At 60.3% G+C, this 19,989-nt stretch carries 15 protein-coding genes; 14 read left to right on the top strand and 1 reads right to left on the bottom strand.

Features of this window, described 5'->3' with window-relative positions; all coding sequences use genetic code 11:
- Positions 1–18: 18 nt before the first annotated feature.
- From PE061_RS10900 to PE061_RS10850, 11 genes are all read left to right on the top strand, one after another.
- Entirely contained in the window at positions 19–390 is a 372-nt protein-coding gene (locus PE061_RS10900; protein ID WP_271255312.1) for a hypothetical protein, read from the top strand.
- Positions 387–2,222: a type IV secretion system DNA-binding domain-containing protein gene (locus PE061_RS10895; RefSeq protein ID WP_271255311.1), complete on the top strand. Its 1,836-nt coding sequence runs from the start codon at positions 387–389 to the stop codon at positions 2,220–2,222. Before PE061_RS10900 ends, PE061_RS10895 begins: the two co-directional genes overlap by 4 nt.
- Positions 2,222–4,987 carry a MobF family relaxase gene (mobF, locus tag PE061_RS10890; protein WP_271255310.1) on the top strand — a complete coding sequence of 922 codons (2,766 nt, stop codon included), beginning with the start codon at positions 2,222–2,224 and terminating at the stop codon, positions 4,985–4,987. The genes PE061_RS10895 and mobF overlap by 1 nt, the downstream gene beginning before the upstream one ends.
- Positions 4,988–5,037: 50 nt before the next feature.
- Positions 5,038–5,328 carry a type II toxin-antitoxin system RelE/ParE family toxin gene (locus PE061_RS10885; protein ID WP_271255309.1) on the top strand — a complete coding sequence of 97 codons (291 nt, stop codon included), beginning with the start codon at positions 5,038–5,040 and terminating at the stop codon, positions 5,326–5,328.
- A 9-nt stretch (positions 5,329–5,337) separates the two neighbouring features.
- Positions 5,338–5,667 carry a HigA family addiction module antitoxin gene (locus PE061_RS10880; RefSeq protein ID WP_047819585.1) on the top strand — a complete coding sequence of 110 codons (330 nt, stop codon included), beginning with the start codon at positions 5,338–5,340 and terminating at the stop codon, positions 5,665–5,667.
- Positions 5,668–5,673: 6 nt separating this feature from the next.
- Positions 5,674–6,324 carry an N-6 DNA methylase gene (locus tag PE061_RS10875; protein WP_271255308.1) on the top strand — a complete coding sequence of 217 codons (651 nt, stop codon included), beginning with the start codon at positions 5,674–5,676 and terminating at the stop codon, positions 6,322–6,324.
- The gene (locus PE061_RS10870; protein ID WP_271255307.1) at positions 6,321–7,901 is read left to right on the top strand and encodes an Eco57I restriction-modification methylase domain-containing protein; all 1,581 of its coding nucleotides are present in this window, start codon (positions 6,321–6,323) and stop codon (positions 7,899–7,901) included. The genes PE061_RS10875 and PE061_RS10870 overlap by 4 nt, the downstream gene beginning before the upstream one ends.
- Complete coding sequence (locus tag PE061_RS10865; RefSeq protein ID WP_271255306.1) at positions 7,891–10,443, top strand: GIY-YIG nuclease family protein; 2,553 nt, start codon at positions 7,891–7,893, stop codon at positions 10,441–10,443. Before PE061_RS10870 ends, PE061_RS10865 begins: the two co-directional genes overlap by 11 nt.
- A gap of 18 nt (positions 10,444–10,461) precedes the next feature.
- On the top strand, positions 10,462–13,068 hold the full coding sequence (locus PE061_RS10860; RefSeq protein WP_271259094.1) for an AAA family ATPase: 2,607 nt from the start codon (positions 10,462–10,464) through the stop codon (positions 13,066–13,068).
- A gap of 144 nt (positions 13,069–13,212) precedes the next feature.
- Positions 13,213–14,322, top strand: coding sequence for a Fic family protein (locus PE061_RS10855; protein WP_271259093.1), 1,110 nt, complete (start codon positions 13,213–13,215; stop codon positions 14,320–14,322).
- A 361-nt stretch (positions 14,323–14,683) separates the two neighbouring features.
- Positions 14,684–15,586 (top strand): ArdC family protein, encoded by a 903-nt coding sequence (locus tag PE061_RS10850; RefSeq protein WP_271259092.1) that lies wholly within the window; start codon positions 14,684–14,686, stop codon positions 15,584–15,586.
- 115 nt (positions 15,587–15,701) lie between these two features.
- Here PE061_RS10850 and PE061_RS10845 read toward each other — a convergent pair whose 3' ends face one another.
- Positions 15,702–16,064 (bottom strand): hypothetical protein, encoded by a 363-nt coding sequence (locus PE061_RS10845; protein ID WP_271259091.1) that lies wholly within the window; start codon positions 16,062–16,064, stop codon positions 15,702–15,704.
- A 65-nt stretch (positions 16,065–16,129) separates the two neighbouring features.
- Here PE061_RS10845 and PE061_RS10840 point away from each other — a divergent pair, with 65 nt between their 5' ends.
- From PE061_RS10840 to PE061_RS10830, 3 genes are read left to right on the top strand one after another with little or no spacing between them, the layout of a single operon-like run.
- The gene (locus tag PE061_RS10840) at positions 16,130–17,701 is read left to right on the top strand and encodes a recombinase family protein (RefSeq protein ID WP_271259175.1); all 1,572 of its coding nucleotides are present in this window, start codon (positions 16,130–16,132) and stop codon (positions 17,699–17,701) included.
- Positions 17,702–17,703: 2 nt separating this feature from the next.
- Positions 17,704–18,597 carry a plasmid partitioning protein RepB C-terminal domain-containing protein gene (locus PE061_RS10835; RefSeq protein ID WP_271259090.1) on the top strand — a complete coding sequence of 298 codons (894 nt, stop codon included), beginning with the start codon at positions 17,704–17,706 and terminating at the stop codon, positions 18,595–18,597.
- Positions 18,594–19,487 (top strand): plasmid partitioning protein RepB C-terminal domain-containing protein, encoded by an 894-nt coding sequence (locus PE061_RS10830; RefSeq protein ID WP_271259089.1) that lies wholly within the window; start codon positions 18,594–18,596, stop codon positions 19,485–19,487. Before PE061_RS10835 ends, PE061_RS10830 begins: the two co-directional genes overlap by 4 nt.
- The last annotated feature ends 502 nt before the right edge of the window (positions 19,488–19,989 follow it).

The raw sequence follows: 19,989 nt of genomic DNA, 5'->3' as shown, positions 1-19,989 counted from the left end.
CCTCACGGAGACGGTCTGATGAAACCGATCCACCATTCCATTCGCCTGCCCGTTTCGCACGACAAGGCGCTTCGGACGTTGGCCGAGCGGCACGGTATCAGCGTTTACGCGATGCTCCAGCGCAGCGTGAAAACCGGCATCGCCACGCTCGCCAATCCACCTGCGCCCAGCATTGACACCCGCGAGATCGTCGCCGAACTGGCGTCGGTCAGCACGCGCATTGTCGATGTCGAGCGGATGCTGGACCGGGCGTTGTTCACCGCTTGCGCCGCCTATTGCTACGCCCGCAGCGCGGCGCAAGCCACGCGCAAAAGCGATGAAGTCATCACCGCCGAGATCAACGCGGCCTATGATCGGCAGCGGCGGCTTTCGCAGGAGGGGCGCAAATGAACCAGTCCCACGACCGGCGCGCCCATGCCGATGCCTTGCGCCGCCACAACCGCAACAATCAGCTCGCACGGTTCAGGCGGCAGACCGGCATCATGCTGGCATCTATCGCCCTGGGCGCGGTTGCCACGCCCTATGTGATGCTGGACCAGCAGACCATAAAGGCAGCAGGCACCTATGCCGTCGCCAAGGCGAAACTGTGGTTTGCCCAAGGATCGGTGGTCGATCCGGCAATGACGATCACCGTGGACGGTCAAACCTATGCCGTTCCAGCCCGCGCCGTTGTCGAGCATCCCTATTATGCCGATCCGGCATCCGGCATCCTCACCTACACGATGTGGGGTGGTGCGCTTGGTTTTGCCGGATGGCTGGCGAGCCTGTTCCTGCTGCGTGGAGCGATGACCCGGCGGCGCGAGCGCGCCTTGCAAGACAGGGTGATCGCGGGAACCCTAGTCACGACCGAGAAGCAGCTTGCCAATCTGACCGGCGCGGAGGCCGACGCTCGCGCGCTTGCCGTTGGCACGGTTCCCATTCCGAACCGGTTGGAAACCCGGCACATGGCGATGATCGGCACCACTGGCAGCGGCAAGACCACAGCCTTGCGCCAGTTGCTCGATGGGATCGAGGCGCGCGGCGAAGCGGCTCTGGTTTATGATACATCCGGCGAGTTCATCGCGCAGTATTACAACCCCGAACGCGGCGACGTGATCCTCAACCCATTTGATGCCCGCTGCGCATTCTGGTCGCCGTTCGCAGAAATCGCCCACCCCGCCGATGCTGACCGCATCGCGCACCAGCTTATCACCGAGACCGGACAGCAAGACAGCGACGTTTGGCTGGACACCAGCCGCATCCTTGTCGCCAACATGATCCGGGCCTTGTGGCGCGAGGGCAAATGCACATTGCCCGACTTGCTCAACGCCTTGCAGGACCGGACAAAGGACGACCTCAAAACGTGGCTGGCAGGAAGTTCGTCGGCGCGGACATTCGCCGAAGATGCCGACCGGGCGACAGGCAGCGTGCTGTTCATGCTGTCGAAGGCCGCGAACCTGATCCAGTTTCTTCGCACCGAAGACAGCGGCAGCGCGCCCTTTGCCTTTCGGGATTTCATTCATGGGCTGGATAAGCGGGCGGGCGCGAAACCTTGGATATTCGTGCCGCGCAAGGAGGACTATTTCGAGGCGTCGAAGCCCTTGCTCGCCTGCTGGCTGGAATGCGCGGCCAGCGCCGTGCTGGGCTTGTCCCCATCGCCCGACCGGCGCATCTGGTTCGTGCTCGACGAGCTGGCCGATCTTCCCCGCGTCGATAATCTGGCGCGCCTGCTGCCCGAAGGCCGCAAATTCGGCGCGGCGGTCGTGCTGACCTTTCAGGCGCTGGGCCAGATGCGGCACCGCTACGGCCCGCAGATCGCCGAATCCATGCTGGGCTGCTGCAATACCAAGCTGTTCCTGCAAACCATCGACGCCGAAACGCGCGCGTGGGCCAGCCAGACCATCGGGGAATGCGAGGTCGAAATCCAGACCATGACCGATGCGCTGGCCGAGGGTGACGACAAGCCCCGGACCACGCTTGGCAAAATCCGCAAGATGCGCCCTGCAATTCTCGAAAGCGAACTGCGCTTGCCCAAGTTCGAGGGCTATTTGCTGCTCCCGGATAGCCTGCCCGTGGCGCCGATCAGGTTGACCGCCGATCACGTCGCACGGCGCGGGCCAGCGCGTCAGCCCGGTTTCCTTCCCGGCGATCCCAAGACCACCCTTTGGGAACAGGCGTCAACCGTCGCGCCAAAGGTATCACCGCCGCCCACATCATCTTCCAGCAACGAGGGGCCGGTCTGATGGTTGCGTCCGTGTCCGCGCTGACCAGTTCAGGTCAGGCCGCCAGCTACTACGAATCCGCAGGCGAATACTATGCGGACGGCGGCCAGTCCCCGTCCGAATGGCAGGGCAAGGGCGCGGAGGCGCTTGGGCTGTCCGGCGATGTTGACCGCGACCAGTTCCGCGATTTGCTGGACGGCAAGGTTGCCGACCAGCAGCTTGGGACCACTCGCGACGGCAAGCTGGAACACCGCCCCGGATGGGACGTGACCTTGAGCGCGCCCAAGTCCGTATCGATTATGGCCGAGGTGGCGGGCGACCGGCGGTTGATTGCGGCGCACGGTGCGGCGGTGAAAACCGCACTTGCCCATGTCGAGCAGCATATGGCCGCCACCCGCGTCCGGGATGGCGGAACGGTGAACCGCGAAGCCACCGGCAATCTGGTGATCGCCAGCTTCCAGCACGGCACCAGCCGCGCCCAAGACCCGCAACTCCACACCCACAATGTCATCCTGAACGCGACTAGGCACGAGGACGGCACATGGCGCAGCCTTGAACCGCGCGCGATCTATCAGCTTCAAAAGCAGATCGGCGCGATCTACCGGCAGGAGCTGGCGTTGAAGGTGCGCGAGTTGGGCTATGAGATCGAGACGGCCAAGGACTCGATGTTCGAGATCAAGGGCGTATCAGCCGACGTGCTGGCCGCGTTCAGCACCCGTAGCGCCGAGATCGAGGCCGCGCTTGATGAGCGCGGCACGTCCCGCGATGCTGCGAGCGCAGTCGAAAAACAGATTGCCGCGCTCGACACGCGGCAGGCGAAGATCGCCGCCGATCCTGCCTCCCTTGTTGCGGACTGGCGCGATACCGCAGGCAAGGCCGGGTTTGGCACGGAGGCAAGGCTAACATTGGTTCGGGACGCCGAGGCCAAAGCCGTCAGTGCCGACCATCGCGCCAACACGGAATTGCAGAGTGACAGCGCCGCGAGCCGCGCCGTTGCCCATGCCGCCGACAAGCTCGGCGAGCGGCAATCGGTGTTTTCCGTTGCGGCCCTGCACGAAGAAGCCGGACGGATCGGGCTGGGCAAGGTCAGTTATGTGCAGATCGGCGAAGCCATCGCGGCGGCAACCAAGCAGGGCGATTTGATCGACCGCACGCATATCGACCGGCGCGGCGCGGAGTTTACCGGGTTCACCACCCGCCAGAATGTCGAAACCGAAGCCAAGATGCTGCGGATCGAGGTGGAGGGGCGCGGCACCTTGTCCCCGATTGCCACACCGCTTGCCGCCGCCAAGGCCGTCGCCAGCGCATCGGCTCAGGCGGAGCGCGCGGGGTTTGGCTGGAACGGCGATCAGCGCAACGCGACCGAACAGCTATTGACCAGCCGCAACCGCGTCACCGCCTTGCAGGGCTATGCAGGCACGGCCAAGACCACGACCGTTCTGGCGACCATTGCCCGCGAGGCCGAGGCGCGAGGGGTTTCTGTGGTCGCGCTTGCGCCAACCGCATCGGCAGCGATGGTGCTGGGCGATGCGCTGGGCACGCGCGGCGATACCGTTGCCCGGCACCTGTTATCGCCAGAGCGGCCCGATCCCACCCGGCCCGCCGCATGGATCGTGGACGAGGCATCGCTGTTATCGGCGCGCGATACCGCGCGGCTGTTCGACCTGGCCGAGAAGCAGAACGCCCGCATCGTGCTTGTCGGCGACGTAAAGCAGCTTGGGTCGGTCGAGGCGGGCGCGGCTTTCGCGCAGTTGCAGGGCGCAGGCATGGAAACCGCCAAGCTGGGCGAGATCGTGCGGCAAACCAATACGGCGACCAAGGACGCGGTGCTGGCCTCCATCGAAGGAGACGCCCGCAAGGCGCTGGTCGCGCTGGACCGGGGCGGCGGCCAGATTGTCGAGAATGCCGACCGTGCCGAACGGTTCGCCGCCATCGCCGAGCAATATGCCAAACTGGACAAGGCGAGCCGTGCCCGCACCCTTGTTGTCGAGCCTTCCCGCGAGGGGCGCGATGCGTTGACCGCCGACATTCGCGCCGCACTCACACAGTCGGGGGCGCTTACCGGCCCCGCCGTCACCATGCAGAGCCTTGCCAACAAGGGGCTGACCCGTGCCGAGGCGCGCGACCCCTTGAGTTACGACAAGGGCGATGTTGTCCGGTTTACGCGCGATTATGCCGACAAGGGTGTTGTGCGCGGCGAAGCCTACCGCGTCGATGGCATCGACCCGGCCAAAGCTGCCATCGCCCTGAAATCCGAGGACGGGCGCGAGGTGGATTGGCGCTTGCGGCAATGGGGCGCGGGCAACAGCCAGACATTCTCGCCGCAATCGCTCGAACTCAAGACCGGCGACAGCATCCGGTTCACCCGCAACGACCGGGAAGCGGGCCGGATCAACGGCGCGCGGGGCGAGGTCACGGCGATTGACGAACAGGCCCGCACGGCGGAGATTCGCAATCCGCGCGGCCAGACCCAGACCTTGAACCTTGATGCCGCCCGCGACCAGCACATTGCCCATGCCTATGTCGATACCGCCTTTGCCGCCCAAGGCCGCACCGCCGATCATGTGATGATCCATGCCGACAGCAAGGCGACAAACCTTGTCGATCAGAAGTCATTCTATGTCGGGATTTCCCGTGCGAAGGAATCAGCCACCATCTTCACCAATGATCGCGGCAAGCTGATATCCGCGATCAACGAACGGGCCGGACAGGTGCAGACCGCCATCGCGCAGGCGGCAATGCCGACGCCAGCAGCCAGCAAAGCTGCGGGTGCGGGGCTGGGCTAAATCGTATGGCGTCACTTGACGCCGAACGAGAAATTAAAGTAGGGAAACCCATGAAAATCAGAAACGTGATCCACAAGGGATTGCGGCGATTCATCGAGAATGACGATGAAAGCGGCATACAACCTGCCGTTGTCGCCAAGGTCCGGCGTATGGTCACTTTCCTTCAGGATATGGAGCGCGAAGAGGAATTGCGCACCGTGCCAAGCTGGAAGGCGCATATGCTGACCGGCAACCGCAAGGGGACGTGGAGCCTGTTTGTCACCAAGAACTGGCGGATGACGTTTCGGATTGATCGTGACGAGATCGAGATCATCGACCTCGACTATGAAGATTACCATTAGGAGGTGGCGATGGCCGCGCTTTCAGGAATCCGCATGAAGAACCCGGCGCATCCGGGCAGCTTCATCAAATATGAGATTGTCGAACCGCTGGGCCTTTCGGTGACGGCGGCGGCGCAGGCGCTGGGCGTGACGCGGGCAACCCTGTCCACCTTGCTCAACGAACGGGCGCACCTTTCGCCGGAAATGGCGCTGCGCATTGAAAAAGCATTCGGCGTGTCGATGGACACGCTCATGCGGATGCAGAACAGTTATGACATCGCTCAGACCCGCAAGCGGGAGGCGGAAATCAAGGTGATGCCGTTCAAGGGCAAGCCGTTGGAGCCATATGCAGCGGCCTGACCTCACATGAACCTTATCAAATCCAAACAGCGTGTTGCCGATCACGGGGAGGTATTCACACCGCCCTGGCTGGTCGAAAAGATGCTCGACCTTGTGAAGGGTGAGACTGAACGGATTGATTCCCGATTCCTTGAACCCGCCTGCGGTAGCGGCAATTTCCTCGTGCCGATCCTGCAACGCAAGCTGGCCGCCGTGGAATTGAAATTCGGCAAGTCGGATTTCGAGAAGCGGCATCACGCCCTGCTGGGCCTGATGTGCTGCTACGGCATTGAATTGCTGGCCGACAATATCGCGGAATGCCGCGCCAATATGCTGGAGGTTTTCGCGGCCTATTTGGCGCTGGATGCGGACGACGATCTTTTTCGCGCCGCCTCTCACGTCCTTTCGCTGAACCTCGTTCATGGCGATGCGATGACGATGCGCGCGATTGATGACGCGCCGATCCGCGTGGTCGAATGGGGCTATCTGGGCAAAGGGAAGTTTCAGCGCCGCGATTTCCGGCTTGATGTGCTGACCGGAATGGCGAGTTTCAGCGCAGAGGATTCCCTGTTTTCGACTCTGGGTAAGCACGAGATATTCACGCCTGCGCAGACATATCCGCCGACGAGCGTGCGCGATCTTGCGGCGGCGAATGACGGAACGGGAGCGAGCGCATGATCGAACAGGCCAGCTTCGCACTGCGCGGGCGCAACCCCGATGTGCTGACCTGCATCGCCAACCTGTCCAACGACGAGGTGTTCACCCCGCCGGAATTCGCCAACCGGATGCTGGATACGCTGGCGGAGGCATGGGCGGCGGACAATGATGGCGCGAACATCTGGGCGGACAGTTCGGTCAGGTTTCTGGACCCGTTCACGAAATCCGGTGTCTTTCTGCGGGAGATCGCCAAGCGGTTGATCGCTGGGCTGGAAACCGAAATCCCGGATTTGCAGACCCGCGTTGACCATATTCTGACGCAGCAGGTTTTCGGAATCGGCATCACCCGGCTGACCAGCCTGCTAGCACGTCGCAGCCTCTACTGCTCCAAGCACGCGACAGGGGAGCATTCCGTTGCCACGGGATTTACCAATGACGAGGGCAATATCTGGTTCGAGCGCACCGAGCATTCTTGGGATGGTTCGAAATGCCAATTTTGCGGTGCTCCCCGCGCGATCTTTGATCGCGAACCGGAATTGGAAAACCATGCCTACGCCTTCATCCACACCAACGACGTAAAAGCTCGCATCGGCGAGCTGTTCGGAGCCGAAATGCAATTCGACGTAATCATCGGAAACCCACCATATCAGATGACTGGCGGCGCAGGCGGCACAAGCGACTCCTCAATCTACCACTTGTTCGTCGAGCAGGCTTCAAAACTTGAACCGCGCTTTGTCAGCATGGTTATCCCTTCCCGCTGGATGGCGGGCGGGCGAGGGATGGATGAATTTCGGCAGTCTTTTCTTGGTGGCGGACATCTGCGGGAACTATCGGATTTCCCTGCATCGAGCGAAGTGTTTCCGGGAGTCGAGATCAAGGCGGGTGTTTGCTATTTCCTCTGGGACAGTGCGCACAAAGGCGATTGTAATGTAACCACTTTTCGCGGCGGGGAAGTGCTTGGCCCATTTTCGCGCAGGCTGGATGAGTATGACATTTTTGTCCGTGATGGTCGTGCGATCTCAATATTGCATAAGGTTCTGGGGCGCGAGGAGGCACCGATTAATTCCATACTTTCCCGCGATACGACATTTGGCTTAGCCTCAAACTTTGACGGATATTCTGCAACTGAGAAGCCGAGTGACATACCACTTTTCTATATTCGCAGGATGAAGAGGGGTGTCGGTTACGTTCAGCGCGCCGCAATATCGAAAAACACTCATTTGATTGACCGTTGGAAGCTGCTCGTTCCCGAAGCTTACAATGGTGGCGATGGGATTCCTCACCAGATTCTGGGAAAACCTGTGATCGCACCAGCACCATCAGTCTGCACGCAGTCGTTTCTCGTGTTTGATGTTGCTTCATGCGACGAAGCCGAAAGCATCCAGTCATATTACATGACCCGGTTTTTCAGGTTTCTTGTTTCGCAACGCAAAATTACCCAGCACGCCTTGAACTCAACATATGCATGGGTTCCGATGCAAACTTGGGATCAAATTTGGACCGATGAGGCGCTTTACGAGAAATACGAATTATCGGCTGACGAGCGGGCCTATATAGAATCTCAAGTGCGAGCAATGAGCGCGGACGATGGCGAATAAGCCGTCAATCGACGACATCCTTACCCCGAAGCCCGATGCGCGCCCGCGCATCTACGCCTACTCCATCGCGGATGAGGCGCACGACGGCTTGCTCAAGGTTGGCCAGACAACGCGCGATGTGAAGCAGCGGATTGCCGAGCAGTTGAAGACGGCGGCGATTGCCAATTACACCATCGAACTCGACGAACCCGGCGAAGCCGATGACGGGTCGATCATCACCGATCATGCCGTGCGCGATGCGCTCAAGCGCAAGGGTTTTGCCAATCCGCAACTCGAATGGATGCAATGTTCGCTGTCCGATGTAAAAACCGTGCTGGCCGAATTGCGCAGCGGACAGCAATTCACCGGCACGCATCACGAGGATTTTCCGCCGCGCAAGGAGCAGTTGGAAGCGGTCGAGCAAACTTACGCCTATTACCATTCGCGCTGGCAGCAGGATGCCAATGCCGTTCCCCGCTTTCTGTGGAACGCCAAGATGCGTTTCGGCAAGACCTTCACCAGCTACCAGCTTGCCAAGAAACTTGGCGCGAAGCGGGTGCTGGTGCTGACCTTCAAGCCTGCCGTCGAAGATGCGTGGCAGACGGACCTTGAATCTCATGTCGATTTTGACGGGTGGCAGTATCTCTCCCGCAATTCCGGGCGCGATCCAAGCCAGATCGATGGTGACAAGCCCGTGGTCTATTTCGGCTCGTTCCAGGACCTTCTGGGGCGCGACAAGGCCGGGAACATCAAGGCCCGCAACGAATGGCTCCACACGATCAACTGGGATTTGGTCGTGTTCGACGAATACCATTTCGGCGCATGGCGCGAGACGGCAAAGGAGCTTTTCGAGGGCGAGGATGCAGGCGAGGCGAAGAAGGAAGCCAAGCTGGAATACGCCGATGGTCTGGACGATGTGAACGAAGACCTTGGCGTTATGTCGGAGAGCGAAACCGACTTCCTGCCGATCACCACGCGGGCTTACCTCTATCTTTCCGGAACCCCGTTCAAGGCGCTGGCCACGGGCGAGTTCATCGAAGAGCAGATATTCAACTGGACCTACACCGACGAGCAGCGGGCCAAGGAAGAGTTTGCCTCGCAGCATCCGGGGCAGCGCAATCCCTACGGCGCGTTGCCGCAAATGCGCCTGCTGACTTACCAGATGCCGCCTGAGATCACCCACATCGCTAGCGGCGGCGAGCTGGACGAATTTGACCTCAACGAGTTCTTCGCGGCCAACGGCACGGGCGTTCTCGCGCAGTTCAAGCACAAGGATGAGGTGCAGAAATGGCTGAACGTCATTCGCAATTCGCCCGATGCACCGCGATCATTCGACAGCATCAAGACTGGCGTTGTGCCGCCATGGCCCTATTCGGACACTCGGCTTCTGCCCCATTTGCAGCACAGCTTCTGGTTCCTGCCCAACGTCGCGGCCTGCCATGCGATGGCGAATCTGCTGGAAGAGAAGCACAATACCTTTTGGCATGATTATCAGGTGATCGTGGCGGCGGGCGCATCGGCGGGCATTGGCCTTGATGCCTTGCCGCCCGTTCGGGACAAGGTTGGCAGCGGGTTCGACACCAAGACCATCACGCTTTCCTGCGGCAAGCTGACCACGGGGGTCACGGTAAAGCAATGGTCGTCGATCCTGATGCTCCGCAATCTCCAATCGCCGGAGACGTATTTTCAGGCGGCGTTCCGGGTGCAGTCGCCTTGGTCGATCAAGAACCCCAACGGAGACAATCCGAACGAGGAAGAGATCATCAAGCCGGTCTGTTTCGTGTTCGACTTCGCCCCGACTAGGGCGCTACGGCAGTTGTCGGAATATGGCATCGGCCTTTCGCCGAGAGAGGCAAACCCGGAAAACGCGGTGAAGGAACTTGTCTCGTTCCTGCCCGTGCTCGCCTATGACGGCGCGAAGATGATGCAGATCGACGCGGGCGGCATCCTTGATATTGCGATGGCGGGAACGTCCGCGACCCTGCTGGCCCGTAAATGGGAATCTGCCATGCTGGTCAACGTGGACAACGACACGTTGCGCCGTGTTCTCGAAAACCCCGAAGCAATGGCCGCTGTGGAGCGGATCGAAGGTTGGCGCGCCCTTGGCGACAACATCATCGAAACGATCATCAACAAAAGCGAGAAGATCAAGGACATCAAGGACAAGGCCAAAGCCAATGACGGGGAGCTGACCCCGAAAGAGAAGAAGGAACTGACAGCCGAGGAAAAGGAGTTCAAATCCAAGCGGAAGCTGGTTCAGGAAAAGCTGATAAAGTTCGCCACCCGCATCCCGGCCTTCATGTATCTGACCGACTTCCGAGAGAACAAGCTACAGGACGTGATTACCAAGCTGGAACCGGACCTGTTCCATCCAGTCACCGGCCTGACTGTAGCGGATTTCCACCTGCTGGTTCGCCTACGCGTATTCAACACCGAGCGGATGAACGAAGCGGTGTTCGCGTTCCGCCGCTACGAGGATGCTTCGCTGCGCTATACCGGCATCGAAAGCCACGAAGGTCTGACGCATTATGGCTTGTATGACACTGTGGTGGCGAAGGAGTGAATGGATTTTGGGGGCTGCATGACGACCGAAGCCGAGGCGCTGGCCAATATCCTTGCATGGACCGCAGACAGTCCGGGCTGGCAACGCGATGCGTTGCGCAGGCTTGCGGCAGAGGGCAGTGTTGATGCCGCCGGGCTCGATGAACTTGTATTGATCTGCAAAGGCGGCGGTCACGCAGTGCCGTTGGAAGCGGCACACTTGCGCGACCCCAACCGCGATCAGGGCGAAGTCTATCTGCGGCAGGTGCATGACGTGCGCCATGTCAACGCCTTGGCTCCCGATCAGAGGCTGTCCCTTCACCGTGTTGGTCTGACCATCATCTATGGCGATAATGGATCCGGAAAATCCGGCTACGCCCGTATCCTGAAACGCGCGTGCAGGGCGCGCATCTCGGGGCGTGGCGAGGAAATCATCCCCGACATCTACGACGCTCAGCCCGGCACCCCGAGCGCCACCATTGAATACGCGATCAGCGGACAGAACCGCACATGCGCATGGCAGCTTGGCCAGCCTGCCGATACGGCGTTGTCCGCTGTAAGCGTCTTTGATTCCCGCACCGCCAACATCCACGTCGATGAAACCAACGACGTGGCCTACACGCCGTTCCCGCTCAAACTGCTGAGCGCGCTGGCTCAGCTCTGTAAGTCGGTCAAAGACAAACTCGCTGCTGAAATCACCCAGCTACAGGCGCAGACGCCGCAGAGCATCAAGACCCCGACATGCAGCCCCACCAGCAAAGTTGGTCAGCTTCTGGCGCGCCTTGCCGCAAACACCGATCCAACCGCCGTGGAAGCGCTAGCGACTCTCACGCAGGCCGAACAGGACAGGCTCGCGCAACTCACCGCCGACCTGGCCGGTGATCCCTCGCGCGCGGCCCGCCAGCTTGCCGCGTTGAAAGCCAAGGTCGAGGGATACATTGCCCGGCTGGACGGACTGGTTGCCGCCATCGGTGATGACAGCGCCGCCGCACTGCGCCGACTGGCGACCGATAGTGAAGCGGCGCGGCGAGCGGCGGAGGCCGCTTCCGGTGCACTGTTTGCGGGCGAGCCGTTACCCCATATCGGCTCCGAGGTGTGGCAATCGCTGTGGGAAAGCGCGCGGGCCTTTTCGGTTGAGGCGGCCTATCCCGAGCGGGATTTTCCCGTCACCGATCCCGGCAGCCTTTGCGTCCTGTGCCAGCAGGAACTGACCCCACAAGCCGCCGATCGCCTCAATCGCTTCGAGACTTTCGTGCGCGACGACAGTCAGCAGCGAGCTGATACCGCGCGCACAGCCTATGACGACGCCGTTACGGCATTCGCAGGAAACGGACTGACGCTGGCCGAACTTGCCGCCATCGTGGCGACCATCCGTGACGATTTGCGTCAGGATGCGCTGGCAACCGAGGTCAGACGTGCGGGCCTGCACGCCCTCTGGCGTCATCGCCAGATCGGTCGCCGTCATGCGGACCCCACCGCTATCATCAATGTGAAACTGGTCGCCTTGCCGCGTCAGGCGTTGGTCGATCAGGTGGCAGACCTTGAGGCGCGCGGCGAAGCACTTGTGGCAGAGGCCGATTCCCCAGCGCGCGCGGCGCTGATCGCCGAGCGCACCGAGCTTGCCGACCGTCAATGGCTCAACGGCATCAAGGCCGACGTGCTGGCGCAGATCGAGCGCCTGAAACAGATCAAGGCGCTTGAAGCAGCACAGCGCGATACCGCAACCAACCGCATCACCACTAAAAGCACGGAAGTTGCGCAGGCATTGGTAACGGATGCGCTGCGCGCGCAGTTTGCACGTGAGGTGGCGAGTTTCGAGATTGCAGGGCTTGCCGTCGAGTTGCGCCAGCAGAACAGCGTGCAGGGCGTGCCACGCTTCAAGGTTGCACTGACTCGCAAACCGACTGCATCGGTGGGGCAGGTCTTGAGCGAGGGCGAGCATCGATGCGTCGCCTTGGCCGCGTTCATGGCGGAACTCGCCACGACCGAGAACAAATCTGGCATCGTCTTTGACGATCCTGTGTCTTCGCTCGACCACATGCATCGCGAGGCCGTCGCCAAGCGGCTGATCGCGGAGGCCGCGAACCGACAGGTTATCGTGTTCACGCATGACCTTGCTTTTCTGTTCGAGTTAGATCGAGCCGCGAAAGAGATGGACCCGACGCCGCAGGTTGCGGTCAGTTCTGTCAGTCGTGGGAGCGACAAGGCCGGGTTTTGTCGCAGTGAGCCTCCATTCAAGGCGCGGCGCGTCACAGACATTACCGCCAGCTTGACCAACCAGCTTGGCAACGAACGCTATCACTTCGATCAGGGCGATCAGGACAAGTGGCGTGAAACAGTGAAATCCATTGCCGGATCACTGCGAGACACATGGGAAATCGCGGTTGAGGAAGCCGTCGGCCATGTGATCCGCCGTCTGTCCAACGAGGTTAAAACGCCCGGCCTCGTCAAGTTAACCGCAATCACAGTCGCCGACTGTGAATCCATGCGCGACGGATTTCAGCGGTGTTCGGAGTTACTGCACAGCGCTGCACCGGCATTGAACCGGCCCCTTCCAAGACCAGATGCCCTTGCCGATGAAATCAACGCACTGGCCGTTTGGGCCAACGATCTGCGACAACGGCAAAATTCGGTCCGATTGCCCTAAGGGGTAGGACAGGCTTCCAGCGCAGGTCATCTTGATACCTTTGTTGCGGCGATTAGTCTATCTATTCACCGCACATTATCCGGTGAATATTCTTGCCTTTTGCAGTGAATGACCGCTACAATCACCGCAAAGGACGCGGTGATAATGGCATATATCCATGAACTGTCAGATTGGCCTAACCTGCATTGGAGCGACGAGCAGCTTGCTCAGCCGCTTGCCGCCGTGCGTCACCGGCAGGGGCGGTTGATCGGACGCATGGAGGCGCTTGGCTTCCCGCTACGCGAGGAAGCCGTGCTTCATGCGCTCACCGAGGACGTTATCAAATCCAGCGAAATCGAGGGCGAGGTGCTGGACAGGGAGCAGGTGCGTTCCTCTATCGCCCGCCGTCTCGGCATGGACATCGGCGGCTTGGTCGAAGCGGATCGCAATGTCGAAGGCGTCGTGGAAATGATGCTGGACGCTACGCAGAACTATGCCGAGCCACTAACCACCGAACGGCTATTCGGCTGGCACGCGGCGCTGTTCCCCACCGGGCGTAGCGGCATGAGCCGCATCACCGTGGGCGCGTGGCGCAAACCCGAAGGGGGGCCGATGCAGGTTGTCTCGGGGCCGATTGGCCGTGAGCGCGTCCACTATGAAGCCCCGGCATCCGACCGGCTGGATGATGAAATGGCGCGCTTCCTTGAGTGGTTTGAGACGGCAACGCCTGATCCGGTCCTGAAAGCCGGAATCGCGCATCTATGGTTTGTCACCATCCACCCCTTCGATGATGGCAACGGACGCATCGCGCGGGCCATCGCCGATCTTGCACTGGCACGCGCGGAGGGCACTGCGCAGCGATTCTACAGCATGTCCGCGCAAATCCGCACCGAGCGCAAAGCTTACTACAATATGTTGGAATCGACGCAGAAGGGCGGTTTGGACATTACGCCCTGGCTGTTGTGGTTTATCGGCTGCCTTGATCGGGCGTTCGACGGAGCCGAAACCATCCTTGCCAGCGTCATGCGTAAGGCGCGGTTCTGGGAATCGGTCGCGGGACAGCCCTTGAACGACCGTCAGCGCAAGGTCATCAACCGGCTACTCGATGGCTTCGAGGGCAAGCTGACCAATGCCAAATGGGCGGCGATCACCAAGGCATCGTCCGACACGGCCTTGCGGGACATCAATGATCTGGTGCAGCGTGGCGTTCTTGTCAAAGACGCTGCTGGCGGGCGCAGCACGAGCTATTCGCTGACTTCGGATGCTGCGGATTGAATCTGGATTTCAGTTCAGCAGCTTTTTGAGCGCCCCCTTCGGGCCGGGCTGTATCGCTGGCGCAACGGAACCGGCTGTGCCGTTTCCGCCCATGCGGGTTGCCATCCCTGACGCGGGATAGGGCGGGCACGCCCGCCCTGCATTGAGCGCCGCCAGCGGCGCAAACTTTCCCATACCAGAGGAAGAAAGAGGCGCTGCCTCTCTCTCCCTGCAAGGTGCCGCCTTGGGGCCGTGGCTCGCTGCGCTGCGCCCGCACCACCCCCGGCACCGGACCTTGCTCCCTCTCTCTCCGCCCCTCGCCGGGTCGGCAGGGGTCATGCGCGGCATAACCCGCTGCGCGGATTGGAAGGGAGTAAACACCATGACCAAGCAAGACCCCCATAGCCGCATCACCGACCGCATTTTGACCGAGCTTGAGCAGGGCACGTGCCCTTGGGCAAAACCGTGGAGCGGCGGCGATATGGCCGCATCGGGGCGGACCCGCCCTTTGCGCGCCACCGGCCAGCCCTATCGCGGAATCAACGTCCTGTTGTTGTGGATAGAGGCGCAGGCGGCCGGCTTTGTCAGCCCGTCATGGATGACCTACAAGCAGGCGCAAGCCTTGGGCGCACAGGTGCGCAAGGGCGAACCGGGGGCAACCGTGGTCTACTATGGCGATAGCACCAAGACCGTGCATGATGATGCCAGCGGCGAGGATCGCGAACAGGCGTTCCGGTTCCTCAAAACCTACACCGTGTTCAACGTGGCGCAGATCGACGGCTTGCCCGAACGGTTTCATATCGTGCCGGAACCCGCGCCGGAAGTGGGGCGCATTGCAGCCGCCGAGGCATTCTTTGCCAGCATCCCCGCGACCGTGAACCACGGCGGCGACAAGGCATATTATATGCCGTCAGCCGACCGCATCCAGCTACCGCCCTTTGCAGCTTTCCATGACGCCCACGGATATTACGCCACAAGGGGCCATGAAACAGTGCATTGGACTCGCCATGAGAGCCGTCTTGATCGCAGTTTTGGCCGCGAGAAATGGGGCGATGAAGGGTATGCCCGCGAAGAACTTTGTGCTGAGCTTGGCGCGGCATATCTTGCTGCCGACCTTGGGCTTTGCATCGAGCCGCGCCCGGATCACGCCAGCTATATCGCGAGTTGGATCAAGGTGCTGCAAAACGACACCCGCGCCATTGTGCAGGCAGCCGCCTACGCCGAACGCGCCGTTGCATATCTTCACCAGCTTGCAAGCCCAGAGGAAGTGCAACAGGCGGCATAACGCTGCCGATGATAGAGGCCGCCCCAAAGGGCGGCCACTTCATTTGCCCCACCCACCCAACCCTTGTTTGGGCTGCGGCCCTTGGTCGCCGCCTACGGCAAGAAGTTTGGTCAGGTCATATCATCTGATCGAGCGCGGTCATCGTTTCCGCCAGCACGCGCCTCAACGATAGCAGGCTGGCCCCTAATGACATTTCAGGTCTTTCGGCCAAAAGCATTATGGCTTTCAGCACCGCATTGGATTCTCGTGCCAATAGAATCAGATGCACGCCGTTCGGCGCGTTGGTGCCGTTCAGCCAGTTTTTTGCCGTGCGCTGGCTAACACCTGTCCACTTCATAATCATCTTCGCGCCGTTGCGTGTCGATCCGAACTCGATCTTCAAAGCCGAGGCGATCACTTGCGCGAATTCGGAATCGGTCAGTGCGTCGCGCCCGACCGGAAAAGAACTGCCCTTCTTTGGAAACATGTTGCCACCCATTTGCTGTTAGGGAGGCCCGAGCAGACAGCGAGAAAATAACTGGGCAAAATGAAGGCGCGACCGTGATGGTCATAGAATGGAGGACAACCGGCGATATTCAATCAGACGGCCAGACGCCAAAGCGGGCCGCTGAATATGTCCGTATGTCCACCGATCATCAGCAATATTCGACTGACAATCAGGCGACAGCAATTCGCGCCTATGCCGAGAAGCGCGGATTCGAGATTGTCCGCACCTATGCCGATGAAGGTAAAAGCGGCCTCCAGATTGGCGGGCGCGATTCCCTGCAACAGCTTCTCGCCGATATTGACAGCGGCAACGTCGATTTCGAGGCGATCCTTGTTTATGACGTGAGCCGCTGGGGCCGTTTCCAAGACCCCGACGAAGCCGCCTATTACGAATTGCGCTGCAAGCGCGCCGGGATCACCGTTCATTACATCGCCGAGCAATTCGAGAATGACGGCACCATAGGTTCGTCGATCATCAAGACCGTCAAGCGAGCGATGGCCGGGGAATATAGCCGCGAATTGTCGGTCAAGGTTTTCGCGGGCCAATGCCGCCTCATCAGCCTTGGCTATCGGCAAGGTGGCGCGCCCGGCTTCGGTTTTCGTCGAATGCTTGTCGATGAGCGCGGCCAGCACAAGGGCGTGCTTGAGCGGGGCGAACACAAGAGCATTGCCACGGATCGCGTCGTGCTGGTGCATGGGCCAGAAGAGGAAGTCGCCACCGTCCGCGAAATTTATCGCCTGTTTGTCGAGGACAGCAATTCGGAAAGGCAGATTGCCGAGTGGCTCAATGGGCAGGGCATCATGTCCGACCTGGGGCGTGAATGGACACGCGGTGCGGTGCACCAAATCCTCATCAACGACAAATATGCCGGTCACAACGTCTGGGGCCGCACATCCTTCAAGCTGAAGAACCGGCACGTTCGCAACGATCCATCGGACTGGATCAGGCACGACCAAGCTTTTCCCGCCATCGTGTCGCAGGAGCTATTCGACCAAGCCGGGAGCATCATAGAGGGGCGGTCGAAGCGTCTGACTGACGATGAACTGCTGGCGATGCTGTCGGAGATTCTGAAAAAGAACGGATACTTGTCAGGCCTTATCATCGACGAGTTCGAGGATGGGCCGTCCAGCAGCGCCTATCAGTCCCGCTTTGGCAGCCTGTTGCGCGCCTACTCGCTGGTCGGGTTCATTCCCGACCACGATTATCGCTACATCGAGATCAACCGCGCCTTGCGCCGGATGCACCCGTCGATTGTTCGGAACGTGATCGAGGGCGTGCGCGCCATTGGCGGCAGCGCGATCCAGAATCTCGAAGATGACACGCTGACAATCAACGATGAGATCTCCGCATCCATCGTCATCGCCCGGTGCAAGCTGACCCGCGGCGGCTTTCGTCGCTGGAAAATCCGACTCGACGAGAGCTTGCGCCCCGACCTCACTATCTGCGTCAGGATGGATGAGGACAACATGACCGCGCACGACTTCTATGTTTTGCCGCGCATGACCCTTGCCGAAGGCGTCCTGCGGTTGGCCGATCATAATGGCCTGTCGCTTGACGCTTTCCGTTTCGACACGCTGGACGGCTTTTTCGCCTTGGCGCAGCGCGTGCCATTCCGGCAGGCGGCATAGCTGTGGCACTGCCCGCCCAGCGCGTCGAGATGATCCCGATTGACCGGATCACCGTCGTCAATCCGCGCCTTCGCAACAAGAAGGTCTTCAAGGGCATCGTCGAGAACATCGCCGAAGTCGGCCTCAAGCGCCCGATAACCGTCACCAGCCGCCATGGAGACGATGGACCGCTCTACGATCTTGTCTGTGGTCAGGGCCGCCTTGAAGCCTTCCGCCAACTCGGTCAGGCCGAAGTGCCCGCGCTGATCGTGACCGCCGATCAGGAAGATTGCTTCGTTGCCAGTCTCGTCGAGAATTGCGCCCGCCGTCAGCATCAGGCCGTGGACCTGTTGCAAGACATCCTCGGGATGCGCGGGCGCGGCTATTCCGACAACGAAATCGCCGCCATGACCGGCCTTTCCGCCAACTATGTCTATATAGTGGGAAGGCTGTTGGAACGCGGCGAGCGGCGACTCGTTGCCGCCGTGGAGGCGGGCTATCTTCCCATATCCGTCGCCCTCGAAATCTGCGAAGCCGACGATCAGGGCGTGCAGGCGGCGCTTCACAAGGCTTATGAAGATAATCTGCTACGCGGACGCGCACTTATCGCAGCACGCCGTTTGGTCGAGGTTCGCAAACGCTCTGGCAAAGCGGCCAAGCTAAACCGGCTTGTCGGCAAGGATGCGGCAACGACGCCCGAGGGGCTGGTCAAGGCATTTCAGGAAGACACCGAACGCAAGCGCATGATGATCCGAAAGACAGAGGCAACCCGCAATCGCCTCGTTTTTATCGTCGAGGCATTGAGCCAGCTATCGAACGACGAAAGTTTCGTCGCGCTGCTCGAAGATGAAGGTCTGGCGACGATACCGACCAGCCTCGCGGATCGGATTCAGAAAGTCAGGATCAGCGTGCAATGAGCCGGGCCAATAGACAGCGCAAAATCAAGCTGGCATTCGAGCCGACCAGCCTGCGGATTCCGCTTGGCGAAATCGAGCTTCTGCGCACAATTCCCGAATCAACGCGGAAGTCGCCCAAATATGGCCAGATCGCAGCGTCTATCCGCGAAGTCGGTATCATAGAGCCGCCAGTCGTGGTTCGCGTGCCGGGAGACGCGGAGCGATACCGGCTGCTTGATGGACATATCCGCATCGACGTTCTGAAAGCGCGCGGTGACGACGATGTTGTCTGCCTTGTGGCCACCGATGATGAAGCCATCACCTACAACAAGCGCATCAGCCGCATGGCTATCGTTCAGGAGCACAAGATGATCCTGAAGGCGCTTGAGAAGGGCGTTTCGGAGGAGCGCCTTGCGCGTGCGCTGAACGTCAACATTTCGAGCATTCGCAGCAAACGGCGCTTGCTGGACGGCATTTGCGATGAAGTGGCGAAGCTGCTGCAAGACCGGATGGTGCCGCTCAACACCTTTCGCGAAATGAAGAAGCTACGCCCGATGCGCCAGATCGAAGTCGCCGAAACCATGATCGCGATGAACCGGTTTTCTTGGACGTATGCCAAATCGCTTGTTGCCGCCACACCGCAGCACCTGTTGACCAGCGAAAAGCGCAAAGCGGTGCGCGGCCTCAGTGACGAACAGATCGAGCATATGGAGCGCGAGGCGACCAATATCGACCGCGAGTTCCGCATGATCGAACAGAGCTACGGCATGGACCACCTCGATTTGGTGCTGGCGACCGGCTATCTCGCCCGCTTGACGGAGAACGTGCGCGTGGTTCACCATCTGGCCCGCCACCATCCCGAACTGCTGGCCGAGTTTCAGCGGATCGTGCAGCTTCGTGAAGCGGCATAGCGTTTCACGGCATCACGATTGCGAATGCGTTGACTGCATCGTATGAGAACAGGTCTGACGAGTTCGCGATGCTCACGATTTTTTCCGCTTTCGGATGCCCTAAATTCAGGCGTAGTTTGGATGTTGATCCGCGTCGTGTGGGAGTGAATGTGGGAGCAAAATTCGCCCAATTCATATAAAAGTATCGGAAAATAAACGATATTTTCTTATTTTTGGCGGACACCCTCTCCGCCAACATCTCAATGCGAATCAATGAGATGGGCCTCACGGGGCCAGAAAATCCCTAGCTTCCGCGCGGTTTTGCGGTTCGCGCCCGAACTTCGGAGACTGCCGGATTGCCAAAAATCAGTCTCTGATCGGCTTTTGTCTCAAACCGAGCGAACCTCGTCCAGTCCGGTTCGGCTTTGCGAATGGCAGTTTTTTCAATAGGTAACTGAGATCGCTCTACGATGCATTCAGCGAGCGTTCCTCCGGTTGGCATGGCTGCCAGAGAACGCGAAGT

This window comes from Sphingosinicella microcystinivorans (genome assembly GCF_027941835.1).
In the GTDB taxonomy this organism is placed as follows: Bacteria; Pseudomonadota; Alphaproteobacteria; order Sphingomonadales; family Sphingomonadaceae; genus Sphingosinicella.
This window is presented reverse-complemented; position numbering and strand designations above follow the sequence as displayed.

Coding starts and splice junctions, on each gene's coding strand:
- PE061_RS10900 (WP_271255312.1), top strand. CDS start 19: ATGAAACCGATCCACCATTCCATTCGCCTGCCCGTTTCGCACGACAAG.
- PE061_RS10895 (WP_271255311.1), top strand. CDS start 387: ATGAACCAGTCCCACGACCGGCGCGCCCATGCCGATGCCTTGCGCCGC.
- mobF (WP_271255310.1), top strand. CDS start 2,222: ATGGTTGCGTCCGTGTCCGCGCTGACCAGTTCAGGTCAGGCCGCCAGC.
- PE061_RS10885 (WP_271255309.1), top strand. CDS start 5,038: ATGAAAATCAGAAACGTGATCCACAAGGGATTGCGGCGATTCATCGAG.
- PE061_RS10880 (WP_047819585.1), top strand. CDS start 5,338: ATGGCCGCGCTTTCAGGAATCCGCATGAAGAACCCGGCGCATCCGGGC.
- PE061_RS10875 (WP_271255308.1), top strand. CDS start 5,674: ATGAACCTTATCAAATCCAAACAGCGTGTTGCCGATCACGGGGAGGTA.
- PE061_RS10870 (WP_271255307.1), top strand. CDS start 6,321: ATGATCGAACAGGCCAGCTTCGCACTGCGCGGGCGCAACCCCGATGTG.
- PE061_RS10865 (WP_271255306.1), top strand. CDS start 7,891: ATGGCGAATAAGCCGTCAATCGACGACATCCTTACCCCGAAGCCCGAT.
- PE061_RS10860 (WP_271259094.1), top strand. CDS start 10,462: ATGACGACCGAAGCCGAGGCGCTGGCCAATATCCTTGCATGGACCGCA.
- PE061_RS10855 (WP_271259093.1), top strand. CDS start 13,213: ATGGCATATATCCATGAACTGTCAGATTGGCCTAACCTGCATTGGAGC.
- PE061_RS10850 (WP_271259092.1), top strand. CDS start 14,684: ATGACCAAGCAAGACCCCCATAGCCGCATCACCGACCGCATTTTGACC.
- PE061_RS10845 (WP_271259091.1), bottom strand. CDS start 16,064: ATGGGTGGCAACATGTTTCCAAAGAAGGGCAGTTCTTTTCCGGTCGGG.
- PE061_RS10840 (WP_271259175.1), top strand. CDS start 16,130: ATGGTCATAGAATGGAGGACAACCGGCGATATTCAATCAGACGGCCAG.
- PE061_RS10830 (WP_271259089.1), top strand. CDS start 18,594: ATGAGCCGGGCCAATAGACAGCGCAAAATCAAGCTGGCATTCGAGCCG.